Annotated in this window: 14 protein-coding genes; all 14 read left to right on the top strand. The window is 36.0% G+C overall.

Translation table 11 applies throughout. The features are described from left to right. Window positions 1–84 precede the first annotated feature (84 nt). The 14 genes from tssD (SCA31_RS10470) (at window position 85) to SCA31_RS10405 (ending at window position 18,097) form a co-directional block, all read left to right on the top strand. Window positions 85–492, top strand: a complete 408-nt coding sequence (gene tssD, locus SCA31_RS10470) for a type VI secretion system tube protein TssD (RefSeq protein WP_076356671.1) — start codon at window positions 85–87, stop codon at window positions 490–492. A gap of 171 nt (window positions 493–663) precedes the next feature. Continuing rightward, entirely contained in the window at window positions 664–2,595 is a 1,932-nt protein-coding gene (locus SCA31_RS10465) for a type VI secretion system Vgr family protein (protein ID WP_410696941.1), read from the top strand. Between the two features lie 3 nt (window positions 2,596–2,598). Next, the gene (locus SCA31_RS10460; protein WP_410696940.1) at window positions 2,599–3,939 is read left to right on the top strand and encodes a hypothetical protein; all 1,341 of its coding nucleotides are present in this window, start codon (window positions 2,599–2,601) and stop codon (window positions 3,937–3,939) included. Window positions 3,940–3,941: 2 nt separating this feature from the next. Then, on the top strand, window positions 3,942–4,625 hold the full coding sequence (locus SCA31_RS10455) for a hypothetical protein (RefSeq protein ID WP_410696939.1): 684 nt from the start codon (window positions 3,942–3,944) through the stop codon (window positions 4,623–4,625). A gap of 123 nt (window positions 4,626–4,748) precedes the next feature. Then, on the top strand, window positions 4,749–6,443 hold the full coding sequence (locus tag SCA31_RS10450; protein ID WP_410696938.1) for a hypothetical protein: 1,695 nt from the start codon (window positions 4,749–4,751) through the stop codon (window positions 6,441–6,443). 425 nt (window positions 6,444–6,868) lie between these two features. Beyond that, entirely contained in the window at window positions 6,869–7,441 is a 573-nt protein-coding gene (locus SCA31_RS10445) for a hypothetical protein (protein ID WP_410696936.1), read from the top strand. A 34-nt stretch (window positions 7,442–7,475) separates the two neighbouring features. Beyond that, entirely contained in the window at window positions 7,476–8,147 is a 672-nt protein-coding gene (locus SCA31_RS10440) for a hypothetical protein (protein WP_410696935.1), read from the top strand. A gap of 267 nt (window positions 8,148–8,414) precedes the next feature. Beyond that, window positions 8,415–10,910 carry an ATP-dependent Clp protease ATP-binding subunit gene (locus SCA31_RS10435; RefSeq protein WP_410696934.1) on the top strand — a complete coding sequence of 832 codons (2,496 nt, stop codon included), beginning with the start codon at window positions 8,415–8,417 and terminating at the stop codon, window positions 10,908–10,910. Between the two features lie 66 nt (window positions 10,911–10,976). Then, window positions 10,977–11,840, top strand: coding sequence for a lytic transglycosylase domain-containing protein (locus SCA31_RS10430; protein WP_410696933.1), 864 nt, complete (start codon window positions 10,977–10,979; stop codon window positions 11,838–11,840). A gap of 355 nt (window positions 11,841–12,195) precedes the next feature. Continuing rightward, the gene (gene tssD / locus SCA31_RS10425) at window positions 12,196–12,609 is read left to right on the top strand and encodes a type VI secretion system tube protein TssD (protein ID WP_106917148.1); all 414 of its coding nucleotides are present in this window, start codon (window positions 12,196–12,198) and stop codon (window positions 12,607–12,609) included. A 198-nt stretch (window positions 12,610–12,807) separates the two neighbouring features. Then, window positions 12,808–14,976 carry a type VI secretion system Vgr family protein gene (locus tag SCA31_RS10420; RefSeq protein WP_410696932.1) on the top strand — a complete coding sequence of 723 codons (2,169 nt, stop codon included), beginning with the start codon at window positions 12,808–12,810 and terminating at the stop codon, window positions 14,974–14,976. Between the two features lie 6 nt (window positions 14,977–14,982). Further along, a complete protein-coding gene (locus tag SCA31_RS10415) occupies window positions 14,983–16,059 on the top strand; it encodes a LysM peptidoglycan-binding domain-containing protein (RefSeq protein ID WP_410696930.1) in 1,077 nt (358 codons plus the stop codon). A 2-nt stretch (window positions 16,060–16,061) separates the two neighbouring features. Further along, window positions 16,062–16,748, top strand: a complete 687-nt coding sequence (locus tag SCA31_RS10410) for a hypothetical protein (RefSeq protein ID WP_410696929.1) — start codon at window positions 16,062–16,064, stop codon at window positions 16,746–16,748. Between the two features lie 11 nt (window positions 16,749–16,759). Next, complete coding sequence (locus SCA31_RS10405; protein ID WP_410696928.1) at window positions 16,760–18,097, top strand: hypothetical protein; 1,338 nt, start codon at window positions 16,760–16,762, stop codon at window positions 18,095–18,097. Window positions 18,098–18,208 lie beyond the last annotated feature (111 nt).

Raw genomic sequence — 18,208 nt, 5'->3', positions numbered from 1 at the left:
TTTTTTTAAGAGTAAAAGACCCTCTATATTTGCTACACAATCACTGAATCACAAGATATTACTAACGATTAAAATTTACAAATCATGGCGGAAAGAAATTCAAGAGGAATCTTAAAATTCAACAACGGAGAAGGTCAGAAATTATTAAAGATGAACTATAGCGTGGCCAGATCTACAGATGTATCAGGACGTGTAGCATCAGATCCTTCTAACGCATTAATTAAGGTTACAGTAGAAGCTACTGAAAAATCTGATATCCTGGAAAGTTTATTGAACGGAAAATATAAACCTACAGTAGGAGAAATTGTATTTAACAAATCTCACGAAGAAGGAACATTAATCACTTTGAACTGGCAAAATGGATATGTAATCCAGCACCAGGTTGATTTTGATGCAATTGACAGCAATAGTATGTTGATCAGCTTTGTAATCAGTGCTGAGACAATTGGTTATGGTACTTCTGAGTATGCAGGACTTTGGCCAACTAGCTAAAATTATACACATTATCAACATTCATACGAAAAAAAAGACTGTCCCTATTAAAGGCGGTCTTTTTTTGCCTAGGATGAACTTTATATTGGTTGTTTTATTTTCATATCATATTGATATGGTGACTATTTCGTAAAAAAATGCTATCTTTAAACTAAACCAAACACAAAGCATATGAAAACCGAATCACAGACAAAAGGTTCTTCATTCCGTCCATCACAAAATGCAGACGGAGTTTCTGAAAACCACCAGGCAGGAATTAATAGGCTGGTAAAACTTTCCCTGGTTGTGGAAGGGAAAATTATTAAGTATTATAAACATTTCACACTTAATCAAAAAGCAGGTAATCACCACGAGTTCAGTCTTACTCTTGCCCATGACGCATTGGGAGACAGACAGAGCCATACCCTTGAGGAAGCTAATAAATTCTTAGGGAAACGTCTCACAGTGGTTATTTCTTATAAAGATATTGAACAAAGTCCTGAAAGAAATTTTGTAGGAATCATTACCAAGGTAGGATTCAGCCAAGAGAAGATGAGTTTAGGAAATATTGTTCTTTCTGGCTTCAGTCCAACAATATTATTGGATGGGGCACCTCATATTCAAAGCTTTGGAGGCGCACAGCCTGTTAATATGGGGATTATTGCTGAGGAGGTCATTAAACAGGGAATAGACAAAGGCCGTTTTGATATCAGAGTAGATACAAACGACTATTCTCAGATTATCTACAGCAGCCAGTACAACGAAACGCATTATAACTATCTTGCAAGAATGGCAGAGGCTTATGGAGAGCAATTCTATTATGATGGAGAAGTGTTACACTTTGGAAAACTTCCGCCACAAAATAAGCCTATAAAACTTACTTATGGAAGTAATGCAGATGACATCAGGGTAGAACTAAAGGCCGTTCATACTAAACCACAATATTATGGTTATAACAGTAGTAAGAATGAAAAATTAACCTCTGGAGAAACTCCGGTTAATCACTTGGGAGATCTTGCCAAGACTGCCTATAGTCATAACGAAAAAATATATAAAACCCCCGCTCTTCAGGTAGCTCCCATCAAGGCGTCTACTCATTTGGATGTAGAAAACTCCCAAAAAAGTACCTCAGGAAGTGAAGCGGTAAGTGTATTTTCAGTTTCCGGTTCTACAACTGTTCCGTTTTTGCATCCCGGATGTGTAGTGGATATTCATATGAGAAAGCCGGACAGCAATGAAACTACTTATTTTACTAAAATTATGGTGACTGATGTTGTTCATGAAATTGATACCATCGGCCATTATAAAGGAAGTTTTGAGTCTATTGCAGCAGATACAGGATTCTTACCAAAGCCAGAATTTACACTCCCTATTGCACAGCCACAAATTGCTACGGTAATTGCCAATGCAGACCCAGAAGGACAGGGTAGAGTTCAGGTAAGATTCGACTGGCAAATGAATGATGTCACACACTTTGTACGTGTAATGACCCCAGATGCAGGAGGAACTGACCAGATTACTCAAAACCGAGGCTATGTAGCAATTCCTGAAGTAGGAGATCAGGTAATGGTTAATTTTGTTCACAGCCACCCTGATAGGCCATTTGTAATGGGAGGAATGTTCCATGGTGGAGTTGGATTAGGTGGTGGTGCAGACAACCGTGTAAAATCTATTCAGACCAGAAGTGGACACAGAGTTGTTTTTACAGAAGATGAAAGCATCATCATCACCGATAAAAGCGGTAATGAGATTCACCTGGATACTACAGGAAGCAATATCAATATCACAGCACCGGAAACAATGACCCTGAATTGTAAGAATATGAACATCAATGTAGGTGAAAATATGACGACAACCGTGGGACTGAATAAATCAAACAGCATCGGAATGAACAATACGGAAAGTGTAGGAGCAATGAAAATGACTTCCGTAGTTGGAGACGCAAGTATGTTTATAACCGGAAAACTGACAGAGATGATTGATGGTGATGTTCACAGCGAAACAAAAAAAGAGCGAAACGAAGTCAGCGAAAAAGACATGAATATCCAATCCAGTAAGTTTGTTCATAAACATGCCCAGGAAGAAGTACAAAATAATAGCGGAGAAAAATCCAAATCACACTAAGCAATGAGCAGAACGAGAATTGTAAAAGGTACCTATACCAAGATTTCTCAAGAAGGCCATAGCATGTACTCCAATGCAAATATTATAACCAACGCAGGAGCAGCCATAACAGAAACTGGCGAGAAAGAAGGGGTAAGCTATGGAGACCCTAAAAATCCTCCTGCAGGGGAAATTAAGGCAAAATGTATTGTTATGTTTAGACCTCATGCCAATTGGACTGGGGAATTTGGCTTTGATTGGCTAAGAGCGGGAGATACGGGAACAAAGGGAGATACATGGTATAGAAATATTATAGGGAAATATAGGAACGCTTCCACAAAGGCATTACAACAAATATACTATGGCGGAGCCTTTGTGAAAGAAGCTGCAGAATATAGCAAACTTTTAAATAAGTTTAGTAATATGACCATCTTCTGGAAACCCAAGGTGAACAAGCAGCCCTATTTGTATCCTGTTCCTTATATGACAATCTATAAAGGAGATACCCAAAAATTATCATTAAAAGTTGAAATTGAGGAAGAGCCTAAAAAGCTTACCCTTGTGCATCTTAAAGGAAAAGATGATAAAAACGATTACTTTAAATTTAATAAAGATCAGATCACTATAAAGAAAGGAAAATATACCCTGGATAATTTTCTTGAAATCACGTGCCTGAAATCATTCAGCAGAGATCAGATCATTGAGGTCTGGGCAGATGATACCGTTTGTGGTAAATTAAAGATTCTGGCCAATGATGCTGCGCATCAAAAACAGGGTAAGGTATTATTTATTAAGGTTATTTCATCATCCGGAACCGGAAGTACAACTGGAGAAGCCGAAAGGTTAAAAAACTATATGAAGCAGGCTTATATCAATGTTGATGTTAAGAGCATTAATATCAACCTTTCCAGTGATGCTAACTTTATTCCAAAGCTGAGAAGTAATAGTGGAATACATCAATATCTTGATGCTAAATTGAGAGGGGCTAAGTTTTCAGATGGCAGTGTGGTAGGGAGCAGGTATGACGATTTCTATAGAGTTTACTTTATTTCTGAAGTGATCCATTTGGCGAGTGGCGGCTATCTCTTGGGCCAGGCTCAAGAGATTCCCTCCAAAACTGTATTTGTCCTGAATTTGCAAGACACAGCTACAACGGCCGGAGTTCCTTTTGAATCTGTAAAAACAACCGCCACACATGAGTTGCTTCATGCGATAGGATTATACCATACATTTGATAATGATGGACCTTTAACATTCGAAAAATTCCATACAGACAATATTATGGATTATTACTCTCAGTCTACAGCAATCATAGCAAAGCAAACGTATAAATGGCAATGGGATATATTAAAAAAAATGATTTAATTATGAAAATAATTTTTATATGGCTTTTGCTATCATTCTTTAATTGTAGTGAAGGCAATACAGGAAAATCAGTTTCAAACCAGAATATAATTCAATCAGTAAACACCAATTTACAAATGACAAAATTTGATATTGCAAAATATGAAGCTAATATAAAGAAAGATCCCTCCTATGAAGGGTACGCTAAGGATAAGGATACCTATGTTAAGCAGTATCATATTATTAAGGATGGATATGTAGAAGAAGCCTATACAAAAAGCCTTGTACAAAACTATGTGGAAGAAATCATTACCCATAATAGGTTCAGAGATATCTATATCTTTGACAACACAGGTACATTACAGTCTGTTAAACATTATTTCGGAAACCATTTAGAGATTGGAAAATGGGAATATTATCAGAATGGTGCTGTTGTAAAGACCGAAGATAAAGATGAAAACTATGCATTCGATCTGAATAAGGTTTTAAAATATGGTAAAGATAAAAAAGTAGATTTCACTAAAAATGGTGAAATTTCCAGATCCCAATCTAAGAAATATAATGCCTATGTTTGGGAACTCAACTGGAATACCGGAAAAATGGCTGGTGACGGGGAATCTTATTTGTTTAAAAAAGCAATTCTTAACGGAAATACAGGGGCTGAATTAAGTGTAACGGAATACACCTTAAATCCGCTTGCACGTTAGAATTAAACTCATCATCTGGTAGAGAATCTGACCCAAGATAAAATATTGTGTAAGAGTATTCTTTTTTACCATAGAATGTAAATACAAAACAGCAGCTACGGAAAATCAAAATATCATTCAGCTATGAGTAGGACGAGAATCGTAAAAGGAACGTATACCAAAATATCTCAGGAGGGACATAGCATGTATTCCAAGGAAAACATCATTACCAGTGCCGGAGAGTCTGTAACAGAAACGGGCGAAGCAAGTGGTATAAAATATGGCGGTCCCAAAAGTCCTCCCAAGTCTGAGAAAAGAATCATTGATGTAGTCATGTTTGTGGCCGGAACTACAGATCCGGTGAATACTGCAGGTCTGAAGCATCAGGCCAACACGAATTACTGGAGAAGCAGCCAGAATAATTTCTGGAACAAGATAAAAGATATAAAGCCTCAGTTTTTAGATCTCCATATTGAAGGAGACTTCTTCAGCTGGTCCGGAGATAATGATACAAAAGAAAGAAATCTTGCTGCAGAAAGGCTGTTGGACTTATTTTTGAGAGTATACAAATTCTGGAAAAATCAGGAAGTTCATATCCATTTAATAGGACATTCTCATGGTGGAAATGTTATCAATCAGTTTACAGAGCTTATAGCAACAGATGCAAAATATCCTAAGCCTTGGAAAGTGAAGAGCATCACCTATTTATCTACTCCGTTTTTCAAGAAGAAACACCAGCTTAACCATAGTAAGCTGCATAAAGAATGTAAGATCATCAATGTACATAATGAATATGATCTTACCCAACAGCTTATTGCCGATTTCAGCTTGGTAAATCTGGAAATTTTTCTGAGAAACTTTCAAATGAAAAGCTTCCAGACAGGATTGGATACCCTAAAGTCGGTAGATACCTCTGCATTTAAACATTTATTGAATGTATGGATCAATGATGATACCGAGGGACCACAACTTTGGAGAGAGACAGCTACAGGATTAGCAGGTATAAACCAACTTACGGTAGAGTTCATCAACTACCTTGAAAATATAAAGCCAAGTAAACCAAACTTGACAAAGGAAATGGATCAATTTATCAATGTATTGAAGATCTTCCAACACTGGACCTTTACAAGCCATGCTACCTTTAATAGAAATAGCCGAAACCGTACCGGAGGCTACGGAAGACCGGAATTTTTTGCAGATCTGGACCTTGCATCAGGAATCGGTGCCATTAATAATCTATTCAGTATAAGAACAGGGGTTACCGATAGTTATATACTCAACTTTTTAGCTAAAGTTTTTGCTGCTGAAGCCGGTATTACAGATAGTATTGAAGTGACTTCCTGGACACCGGTGCATCAGACAAAGGGACTTTCAATCTTAGATGTCAATATTACCACCAGCGATCCTTACCATACCAGAAATAAAAAATTGGTATCCAAGAGGTTTATATCAAATACATCAAAAGCAGTTCAAAACAATAATCTTCAGGAAGTATTGATGAGGTTGCTAAGCCAATTTGTAAAACCAAATAAAGTAAAATATGTAACTTACGCCTTGCATGGAGCAGAAATGTACTTTAAAGGTCAAACAGATGCCCAGATTAAAATATTAAGAAAAAATCTAGAAGTCTATATTGATCTTGTAAAACAATATAATGCCGATTTGGTGACAGAAAAAGATGAGCGGGAAATTTCGGATATGATGAAAAGGCCCGGAACAGTTCCTTATTTGGCTATGGCCTCACACAGTTTAAGCCATACTCAGTTTTGGCCTCAGGTAGAGGAGGGATTAAAAAATGCTTTCAGTTCCGGTAAAAATCCTGGTTACAAAAAAAAATAGTACAACAATGAGATTATTAAAATCATTTTTTATTGAATTTTTAATTCTTTTTTTATTCGTTAATATTGTAATAGTCCTTTTCTTGTGTATTGATATTCCTGAAATACAATTTAACTTAAAGACTGTTTTAAATATTATACTGAAATTTGGAATTATATTTTCAATTCCTGTTTCCTTAATTGTCACAGGAAGCCACTTTCTATATAGTAAAATTGCTAAAAATACATTTTTAAAAATCTTAATAATTATTACCGTACTGGTTTTGCTCTATATTATATACTACATTTTTTTATGGTATGTAGGAATTAGTGGTCTAATAGAGGATCCTTTTGCTCAATAAGATCTCATAATTTTGAGAAAGATTAAGATGAAAGCGTATTCATGGTAAATCATGAATGTAAACGGTATTAAATAATAGTAAAGTAATGAAGAAAGTAAGTTTTTTGCTCTTAATGGGCTTATCAGTTTTGGCCTTTGGACAAACAACCCGTGAGATCATCAAGGATTTTGACGGAGACTCCATCAAGGATACTATTCGTATTGATAGTGATAGCCGTACCCTTATTTGCTTTTTGTCTACCCAAAAATTTAAGAAGATACAAAGTGGGGTTATCCAGAAATTGAATTTCGGAAATACCCTTGAGCCTACAAAAAAAGGATTTGAATTTTGGAATGATTTTGACAGATCAGGCTTTAGATGTGTTTTTGAATACGATGCCCAGGCAAAGAAAATGCGTTTGGTGCAAATGCGAAGAATTGATGATATCCTAAGCTTTGATTATGGAGACGAAGCAAAAGGAGAATCAAGGGTAAACCTTATCACCAATGAGTATATTGGGAACTTTTATAAGGCGTCCCATGGAAAACTACAAAAAATGCCAACCATTAAAGCAAAAATGACTTTTCCTGTCACTTATCTGGAAACATTTGATGATGCCCTGTGTTTTGATTATGAGGAGAAATGCCTGGCTTTATATAAAGAAAACGAAAAAAAATAACCACCTTAACCGAACTAGACAACCATGATGGCCAATGAATAATATAACGACTCATTTAAAATATTTCTCAAAACTATCTGCTGTATTTATCTTCAGTGTATTAAAAATCTATGCAATAGGAGTTCTCTCTACTGTCATCACTTTCACATTGGGAATTTATCTTTTGGCCAACAGTTTAGGCTCGTCTTTAGGACATAGTGGTGCCCTTGCATTTTTGGTAGCAACAGTAATGGCGAAGCCGGTATCAGCCGGTCTTTTCTATGTATTAATGATTATCGCACCATTTTGTACTGCCATTTTTGCAACGAAATACGCAATGTCGAGAATTATCAGCAAACTTATACAGGATCACTCAAAGACAATTTTAATCCCTTTTATAGATAAAGTTCTTGATAAATTTAAAACCAATCAGCCAATAATGGTCCGCACAAGTGCAGATTATGCTCTGGCCAGGGTTAAGCTTTTGAATGAGTTCAAGAACAGTTCAGAAAACAAACTACTTAAACGTATTCTGGGCTATGCCTTGAAGAAAATAAAGTTTGACGAACTGAACCTAGGTGATGAAGATATCAACTTCTATGATATTATTAAAACAACCCTGATTGAAAAACTACATGAACTGGCAGAACCCTCAGCCATGTTATTCTATATTTACATTGGACTTCAGTGGCTGAGTTTGGTCTTAATATACTTTTTGAATATATAAGAAATAATGCCTTAACAGTATTAATTGGGATTTTATTTTTGTCTGAAAACAGATGATTAAGATAAAAAAATACGGTTATTACTTCTCTAATTGAAGAATTAACTATCTTTATAACGTTTAGAATAAAATATTTAATTTTAGCAAAACAAAGAGAACACCTTTTGATTCATAGATCACCAATGATGAAAAGTAAAGGTTCCAAACATCAAATAATCTGAAAAAGATCATAAACAGAACGCAAATATATTAATATAAGAAAAATTATAAATGGGAGTACTAGTAACCAACGAAACAGTAAAACAGCTATTTCATATTGCTCAGTCGATAGCGAAGGAAAATTATAATGCCACCTACGGAGGTCCGCATATTCTGCAGGCCTTAATGCATAAAGATATTGGTCTTAATGAATTTTTAAAGAATATAGATAAAGATCCCGGCTATTTCTACGAATGGGCCGATGTTCGCATTGAAGAATATCCTAAAACCAATCATCTTCCCGATGAAGTAGCTCAGGATGATGCTGTAGATACCCTTATAGAAGAAGCAGATGATATCCGTTTAAAACTGGGATTGGATGAGGTTACGCCTATCTGTATTCTGACAGCCATTGTAAAGCCTCAGGTTGTATTTTCATTGCAACAACTAAAGTCTCTTCCTTTAAGAGAACATGATATTTTTAATCTGTATAGAAAAGATACCCCATTTGCCGTTTCAGAAAACGGTGACTTTGCCTCATTATTTTCCAATGGATCAGACTTTACAGATTCATCATTTCCATCCATTAAAAGCTATTGTGTAGACAGAACAGCACAGGCAAGAAACGGAAGTCTGGAAAACATTATCGGTAGAGATAAAGAACTCAGAATGCTGGTTGAAATCCTTTGTCGTAGAAGCAAACCAAACGTAATCATCATTGGAGAACCTGGTGTTGGAAAAACAGCATTGGTAGAAGGTTTTGCCATCGAAATTACAAAGGGAAATGTTCCGGAAATGCTTAAAAACGGTACCCTTTTAGAACTGGACACCGGAGCATTACTGGCAGGAACCTCTTATAAAGGAGAAATAGAAGATCGTCTGAAAAAAGTAATCAATGAATGTAAGAAAATTGAAAAAGCAATTCTTTTCATTGATGAAATCCATACCCTTTTAGATCCCAAGGGAAGCATCGGAAACGTAGCCAATTTATTAAAACCAGAATTGGCAAGAGGTGAAATCACCGTAATTGGAGCTACTACACAGGAGGAATACAGAAAAATTATAGAGCCGGAACAGGCGTTCAACCGTCGTTTTGAAGTATTAACCGTTAATGAACCGGATGAAAAAACCTGCGTAAAAATGATTGACGTTCTTCTTGATGGGTACAAAAAACACCATGGCATCGAAGTAGAAAAAACATCTATTCCGGAATGTGTACGCTTGGCAAAAAGGTATGCAAAAGGTAAAAAATTACCGGACGCAGCGATTGACTTGCTGGACAGAACAATGGCCGCCATCAAAATGCTTGACGAACTTTCAGAAAAAGAATTGGGAAGCTGGAAAGAAAGCTATGATGCAATTTTACAAGAAGAATTTCTCGATAATAAAGATAAGGCAGACGAACTGATCTGGACATACAATTTATTGAGAGATAAAATAAGCCCTATTTTATGGGGATCATTAAGTGAGCAGCCTGCCATTGACAATTCAATGCCTGTAGATCAGATTCAGAAGATTATTGAAGATACCTATGCTGAACTGTTACAACATGCTGCCAAAAAAAGAGAAAAAGTAGATCGTCTGGAACTGGCTGCTGTAATGGCTGCCAAAACTAATATTCCCATTGGAAAGATCCAGGCTCAGGAAAAAGAAAAACTTCTGAATATGGAGTCACTTCTGTTGAATAGAGTAGTAGGACAGGATCATGCATTAAAAATCCTTTCCGATGCCATTGTTGAAAACCGAAGCGGATTAAATAAACCTGGTCAGCCAATCGGTTCATTCTTCCTGTTAGGACCTACCGGAACAGGAAAGACAGAACTTGCAAAATCAATGGCGGAATTATTATTCAACGATGAAAAGGCAATGGTTCGTTTCGATATGTCAGAATTTAAAGAAGAACATTCAGCGGCATTATTATACGGAGCGCCTCCGGGATATGTAGGTTATGAAGAAGGAGGGATGCTGGTTAATAAGATCAGACAACAGCCTTATACCGTTGTTCTGTTTGATGAAATTGAAAAAGCCCACCATTCCGTTTTTGATGTATTCCTTCAGATTATGGATGAAGGAAAAGTACATGATAAACTTGGAAAAGAAGGAGATTTTAGCAATGCTTTGATTTTATTTACCTCCAATATCGGAAGCGAGGAAATCGTAAAACAGTTTGAAGAAGGTAAAATTCCGGAATCATCCTCATTGATGCAGATTATGTCAAATTCAGGAAGATTCAGACCTGAATTTCTGGCGAGAATTACAGAGATTATTCCTTTTGCACCAATCACAGAGTCCATTGCAGAAAGAATCTTCAATATTCAGTTAAAATCGCTTCATACTTCATTAACAAGATTAGGAATAGCCTTAAAGATCACCGATGATGCTGTAAGAAACCTTGCATTAGGAGGGTTCAGCAGTAAATATGGAGCTAGACAAATTTCCGGAGTGATCCGTGCACAACTGGCAAGACCTATTTCCAAAATGATTGTAAGGGAAGAAGTGAAATCCGGACAAACCATTCATGTAGATTGGAATAAGGAAGAAGAAAAGCTAAGCTGGAAAGTAGATTAAATTATAAAATGAAAAGGCTGGCTGGCACATTTGCTCTTTAGCCTTTTTACTATTAATACATTTAAGATGAAAACCATTGTCAAAAATATCTTTACAGGTATCATGCTTTTAGGAACTGTTGCTTTAGTAAACGGACAGTTTCTGGCGGCCTCAGATACTTCGGAAAGCAGTGTGAAAAAATATCAGGGAATTATTAATTCCAATAAAGATCTTGTTGAATTCATTGAACAGCTGCTCATGCAGAAAGGTCTTCCCAAGCATTTAAGAAACCTTGCCCTGATTGAATCACACTTTAACAGGAATATAACCTCAGGAGCGGGAGCAGTAGGTATCTGGCAGCTTATGACGGCACATGCCAACCAGTATGGCCTTTCAGAACAGAACCGTACAGATGTTTATAAGAGTACAAAAACAGCTGTTATTTCCCTGGCCAATCTTTACAAAAAGTATAACAACTGGGTAACCGTAGTGGCAGCCTACAACTGTGGTGAAGGAAACATTGCAAAAGCCATGCAGGCTGCTGGTTCCACTCAATATCACGAATTTTCTCAATATCTTCCCGGAGAAACAATCAATCACGTAAAAAAATATCTTAATGCCTGTTATGCAACAGGAGAGCTGCAAAGTGTTTTAAGTAATTATAACTCTTCACGTATTAATAAAATTTTCTTTGAAGAAGGAAACAGAAAGGTAACGGCTGCAGCACTTTCCGAAACAGAGATCAATGCCGGATTTAGCCTAAAGGTAATTGCTGATGAACTTGATGTAGAAGTGAATGAACTTCTTGCCTGGAATCCCGGAATAACAGAAGAATTACAGAAAAAAGGAGAAAGTTCATTTTATCTTCCTGTAGATTTGATGCCAGATTTTCTTCTAAGAAAACATAAAATCCTTACACGATCTATAAAGGAAGGAAATAGTTTTCAGTAGTAAGTCTGTTTGAATATAATAAATAATGATTGCCGTACTTTTAGTGACGGCTTTTTTTGTATCTTTTTTAGTTTGTTAAATCATGCTAATTTTTATTAAAAAATCACAATATTTCTCTTTAGTGTGTAAAATGTGTCTTTATTTCTGTGTTTTGTAATATTTGTAAATTATTAATTTTAAGACGTTTATATCCTATTGTTAAATCCAATGTCGTAGAATTACTACAAAAAGTAGTAGAACTACTACAATTTTTCAGATTTATGTTTAAAAGTTTTTTTTACCAAAAAAGACCCTATATATTTGCTACACAATCACCGAATCACAAAATATTACTAACGATTAAAATTTACAAATCATGGCAGAAAGAAATTCGAGAGGAATCTTAAAATTCAACAACGGAGAAGGACAGAAATTATTAAAGATGAACTACAGTGTAGCCAGATCTACAGACGTATCAGGACGTGTAGCATCAGATCCTTCTAACGCATTAATCAAGGTTACAGTAGAAGCTACTGAAAAATCTGACATCCTTGAAAGCTTACTAAACGGAAAATATAAGCCTACAGTAGGAGAAATTGTATTTAATAAATCTCACGAAGAAGGAACACTCATCACTTTGAACTGGCAGAACGGGTATGTAATTCAGCACGAAGTAGATTTCGATGCAGTTGACAGTAACAGTATGTTGATCAGCTTCGTAATCAGTGCTGAAACAATTGACTACGGTACTTCTCAGTACGCTGGACTGTGGCCTTCATCAGGTAAATAAGCCTATTCATCATCTTAGTAAAAATAAAATTGGTACAGGACAGTGCACTCGCAAGAGTATACTGTTCTGTTTTTTCATATAGGGAATAAAGAAAATGCTGTCTTAGAGAAAGGCCATGAAATTACCTTATATTTTTTGATTCTGTATATGCTGTATTATCAGCAGTTTATTTAATATTTAACTTAAACACAAAACGCTATGTTTCAGGATGACAAAACAATTAAAGTAGAAAGCCCAAAGAATGATATGACGGCTGGCAAAGAGCAGTTGAAAAATACAGTTCATGAGAATGTTGCCAAAAAAGCAGAAGGAAAAATGAATAAAGCGGGCGAGAAAGTTAAAAAAGTGGCAAAAGCAGGGCAACAAGGGGTAAGTGCTGTACAAGGAGCTAATATGTTTATGAATCAAACTTTCATTCCGAATAATCCGGATATCATTGAAAATAAAGTATGGGCCAAGCAACCAACATCAAAAATACATAATGCTGAGGCTATTCCTGAAAGTTTTATCGCCGGTATTAACCGCGTTGTAAAATTGGATGTGGTGATTGAAGGGAAGATCATTAAACACTTCAAGCATTTTAAGCTGGTACAGAGTGCAGCCAAACATCATGAATTTAGCCTGACATTGGCCCATGATACATTGGGAAGAGCAGAAAACCATAATTTGCAAGAAGCACAAAATTTTCTTGGAAAGAGAATTACTGTGATCTTCAAATATAAAGATATTGACAAAGGCGCTGAACGTAACTTTGTAGGCGTTGTTACAGAAGTAGGATTCAGTCAGGAAAAAGGAAGCCTTGGAAATATAGTTCTTAAGGGATACAGTCCTACTGTACTTCTGGATGCAGCACCTCATATCCAAAGTTTTGGAGGAAGTCAATCAGTTAGTCTGAATAGTATTGCTGACCACGTGATCAGAGAAGGGCTGGGACAAAATAAATTTGATTTCAGGATAGACGCCCAGCATGGAAGTGTCTCCTACAGTTCGCAATACGAAGAAACCCATTATAACTACCTTGCCAGAATGGCTGAAGCTTATGGTGAACAGTTTTACTATGATGGAGAGGTTCTTCACTTTGGAAAACTCCCCCCTCAGGAAAAACCTGTAAAACTAACCTATGGCAGCAGTGTCAATGATATTGCAATCAAGATGAAAGCTCAACATGTAAGTCCAACTTTTTATGGCTACAATAGCAGTAAGCATGAAAAACTGACAGCAGGAAGTTCTAAGATCAGCCATACCTCAGACATTGCAAGACGCGCCTACGAAATTTCAGAAAAAACCTTTACAACTCCATCTCTAAGAGTGGCTCCTATAAAAGCTACCTCTTTTATGGATATTGATGCTTCCCAAAAAGGAACAGCAGGAAGTAAAGCTTCGGAGGTATTTATTACCTCAGGAACAACCACTGTACCCTTCCTATATCCGGGATGTACAGCAGATATTGAAATGCGTAAATCAGACAGTAATGAAACCTCTTATTTTACCAAGCTGATGATCATGGAGGTTACACATGAAGTAGATGCCAGAGGATATTATGATGGGAAATTTGAAGCGATTGCTGCAGATACAGGATTTATTCCACGGCCGGAATTTGAACAGCCAAGAGCGGAAGCTCAATTTGCAAAAGTAATTTCTAATACTGATCCACAAAATCAGGGGCGAGTTCAGGTACAGTTTGATTGGCAAAGCGGACCTGATATCACAGAATTTATCCGTGTAATGTCTCCTGATGCAGGAAGCAGTGACAAAGTAGATAAAAACCGTGGTTTTATGTCTATTCCTGAAGTAGGGGATCAGGTGATTATCAATTTTGTACACCAGCATCCTGACCGCCCATTTGTAATGGGAGGAATGTTTCATGGAAATATAGGAGCCGGAGGAGGAGCCGGAAATAATATAATGAGCTTTAGCGGAAGAAGCGGAGCCGAACTAAAATATGATAATGGTGCAGGTTCCATGAATCTTAAAGATCAGGGAGGAGCTAATATGTTTTTTGATGGAGCAGGAAATGTAACCCATAACGCAAATAATGACAGTACAAAGACGGTAGGGAATGACAAAACAGACAAAATTGGTAACAACAAAAAACTGGAAGTTGGCTGCGATCATATTTCCGATGTGGGGAATACCCATAAAGTAGCAGTGGGAGGAAAAAACAGTGTGTTTAAAATGGATAGTAAAGGAGTAATTGATTTAACCGGCATTGAAAAAATCACCCTAAAAGTAGGAACCAGTGAGATTGTAATTACAGGTGATAAAATTAATATAAAGAGTGATAAGGTAGAAATTAATGGATGCGGTGCTACAGCAGTATTTGAAGGAAAAACAACAATTACAGGAACACAGGTCGATATAAATTAATGAAGAATGGAGTTTATAAAATATGAAATAAAAAAAGGAGATACTCTACAATCCATAGCAGAAAAATATGAATTGGATGCGAAAGAATTGCAGACATTTCACAATCAAAACTGTGGTATAACAGAAATTATTTTAAAAGAACATTTTCCACCACATCTTGAATATCTCCTGATAGAAAAAAATGCAATAAAACAAAAAAAAATACAAAAAGCCAGAAACGGAGAGCTAGAATTTACCCAGCAGGCAAGATATAGATGTGAGCAGATCAACACTTCTAAATTTAATGATAATCTGGTACATTATGTAGAACAAAGATTTCAGTATCTTCTTAAGCATAATCTTTCTATTGAAACAGGCTTTGTAAAATTAGAAGACTATAATAAAGATATATCTCCTAAATTTCTTGAAGAAACTTTTGACTTTATTGAAGCAACAGATAAAATTAAAAATCATGTTTTTTTTAGCCTTGATAATACATCGGGCAAATTGAAAGAAATATTGAATAGAAAAGAGCTTCACAATAATTGGCAGGACTTTAAACAAAAAGATTTTTATAACATGCCATTTATAAAGAAAATTGGAGAGATGAATCCAAGTTCTGTATCCGAATTGTTGAAAATGGGGGATGACCAATTCTCATTATCCAATGAAAATGAAGAAGAGTATTGGAGAAACTTTTTTTACTTCTGTTGTTTTGATCAATATTTGTTTAAAGACAATAACTGGGAAACTGTAAATTTTGATTTTGTATCTACTATTGTTCCTCCGCTGGTTATCCCATTGCGTTTGAGATACGATACAGTAGAAGAAAAAAACGGAATGGTATCCATCAGAAAAGTCGCAGAATGTGAAATGTCTGAGCAACTCCTCCAAGAAATTAAAGAAAGATATAACGAACTTCATAGAGCAGTTGTAAAATATGATTTTACAGCCTATAAAATTATTTTTCGCTCAACATTAGAAATGGATATGGAAACTAAAATCATCAAGAATGCTAGGGTAGTTTTAAAAGAAGAAATTTCTGATAATATTGAAAATGAATGTATATTTACGTTAAAGAAGTTAGAAAATTTCACTCCATAAATATGAATAATAAAGAATTTAGGTTCCAGGGACTTGATGCGAAAACAGAGTTTAGACTGGCTTTAATATTAATTTTTCCTTCTCTTATTATTATGCTGGGAATTCTGTACGGGAGTCATATTCTTTTCCCAAAAATTCCTTTTTTAATGCCGCTCCTTATGGGTGCTGGCCTTGCTTTGGGAGTAAGCATGATTATTTTAAAACAATTATCAAATCTTATAAAAGATAAGGAATGGATCATAAAAATACAAGGAGATGATCTTAACCTGGTGTTTAGAAAAGAAAATTTTCATGTGAAATTTTCTGATATTCTGATGATAAAGAATATGGGAAATGTCGGTTTAAGATATTTAACCATCAAGACGAAAAATGATGTAATAAAAGTAAGGGTCGGGGATACCGGCTTAGCCCCTTTTTCTACACAAGAAGATATAGATCAGCTTGATGCATTTGTTGAATATATAAAACCTTACATAGATACAAACTTCAATAAGAAAATATTGAAAAATGCAGCAACACCTAATATTATTCCCAACTTTGGAGTATATGTTGCAAAAGGAGAGAAAATAAAGTATTCCATAATAAATAAAATGAAGCCTTGGCAGGTAACCTTATTTATTTTAGGAACTTCGGTATTAGTAATGATACTTTTAATGACAGGATTTCTATACTATATTGATCATAAGTAATTTTTTAAATAATGGCAGTTTATTTACCTGAAAACGTATTTGCAGTTTGTACCAATCAACTAAGCTCAAATTATAAGCAATTTAAATTGAGTGATGACAGACAGATGAGGTCTGTACAACTAGGAAGTCAAAATCGAGTTTTTCTTGTGAAAATAGATAAAAAGTTATCTGATGATTTTACCTGTAAAAGCGGTTGGAGCTCCGGTGCCGGAACTGCAGCCTTTGGAGGTGGAGTTGTAGTGGGAATGCTTTTGTTGGCAGGAGGAGCAGCAACAGTTCCTGTTGCCGGCTGGATTGTTGGAGGAGCGCTCGCCATTGCAGCCATTGGATATGGAATTTGGCAAATGATGCAGACGCCTACATGCAGTGAGATGATTGGTTTTCAGGAAAGTCAGTGGAAAAAGCACCATACTACAGTACGTTTCGATAGTGCTCAAGTTGGGAATAAAGATATGTACTTGGCATTGACAAAAAATTCAATGTTGGCATGCAAAGAGGGAGGAATTTTACTTCCTTTTATCAGTCGTACTTCAGCAATGAATGCAGCGGCAAATATTGCTAATAATAACAGAATAGAAATGGCCGTGAATATCGGTTCAGGATTTATTGCGGGGGTGCTATTTGGATATAGTATGGGAACTACATTACCCATAGGGGGCTTTTTAGGAGGAGCAAGAACCTTATTTGTATTGAAGCAAACTGCCATTTTTGGGGCATTCTTGCCGGTTGGATATTTTGCTATAAACCGTTTCGCATCATACACAGCTACAGCTACTAATGCTGCAATGGGTGACAATAGCTATGAAAATGTAAAAGGGGCGGGAGAAGATACCACAAGTCTGCTACAGCCTACGGATAGCTGGGATCCATATTCTGTTGCCATGGATGCTAAAGACATTCCTAATATCAGAACCAGAATGAACCAAAATAAAGCTACTAAAAGTGATATTGCAAAGTTCGATGCCGCAGTAGCTGAAGCAGAAAGGCAAGGCTCTTATTCACTTAAAAATAATCCCCAGCTTAAAGAAATGATAACGAGAATGAAGAATGGTGAGTTTGGCGCTGCATTGAAAGAGATGATAACCAATAAGAGCAATAATTTGCGAGGAATGGTAAATAAAAAAAATGTTGGAAATACAGCCAATATTCATAATGAAAATGGAAAAGCTTCCATTAAAGCCAATGTAAGATCGAATATTGAAACTTCAGGAAAAGTTTCTGGTGGGATAATTACTTTAATAGCACCATTTATCAGTAGTTTCTTTGCCGAAAGAGCGATAAGAGTTGGAGCAGAAGATTTTGCAAACGACGTTACAAATAGCATAACCGTTAATGCATTGAATGCTTAGTTACATTACCATACAAAATCCGTAATTTATTTTCTTTAAAATATCAGGGGTAAAAGAACAGTTTATCATACCTTAACTATATCAATTTCCAAGATCCGATAGTCTAAAAGT

The organism is Chryseobacterium sp. SIMBA_028, assembly GCF_046535285.1.
Lineage (GTDB): Bacteria > Bacteroidota > Bacteroidia > Flavobacteriales > Weeksellaceae > Chryseobacterium.
This window is presented reverse-complemented; position numbering and strand designations above follow the sequence as displayed.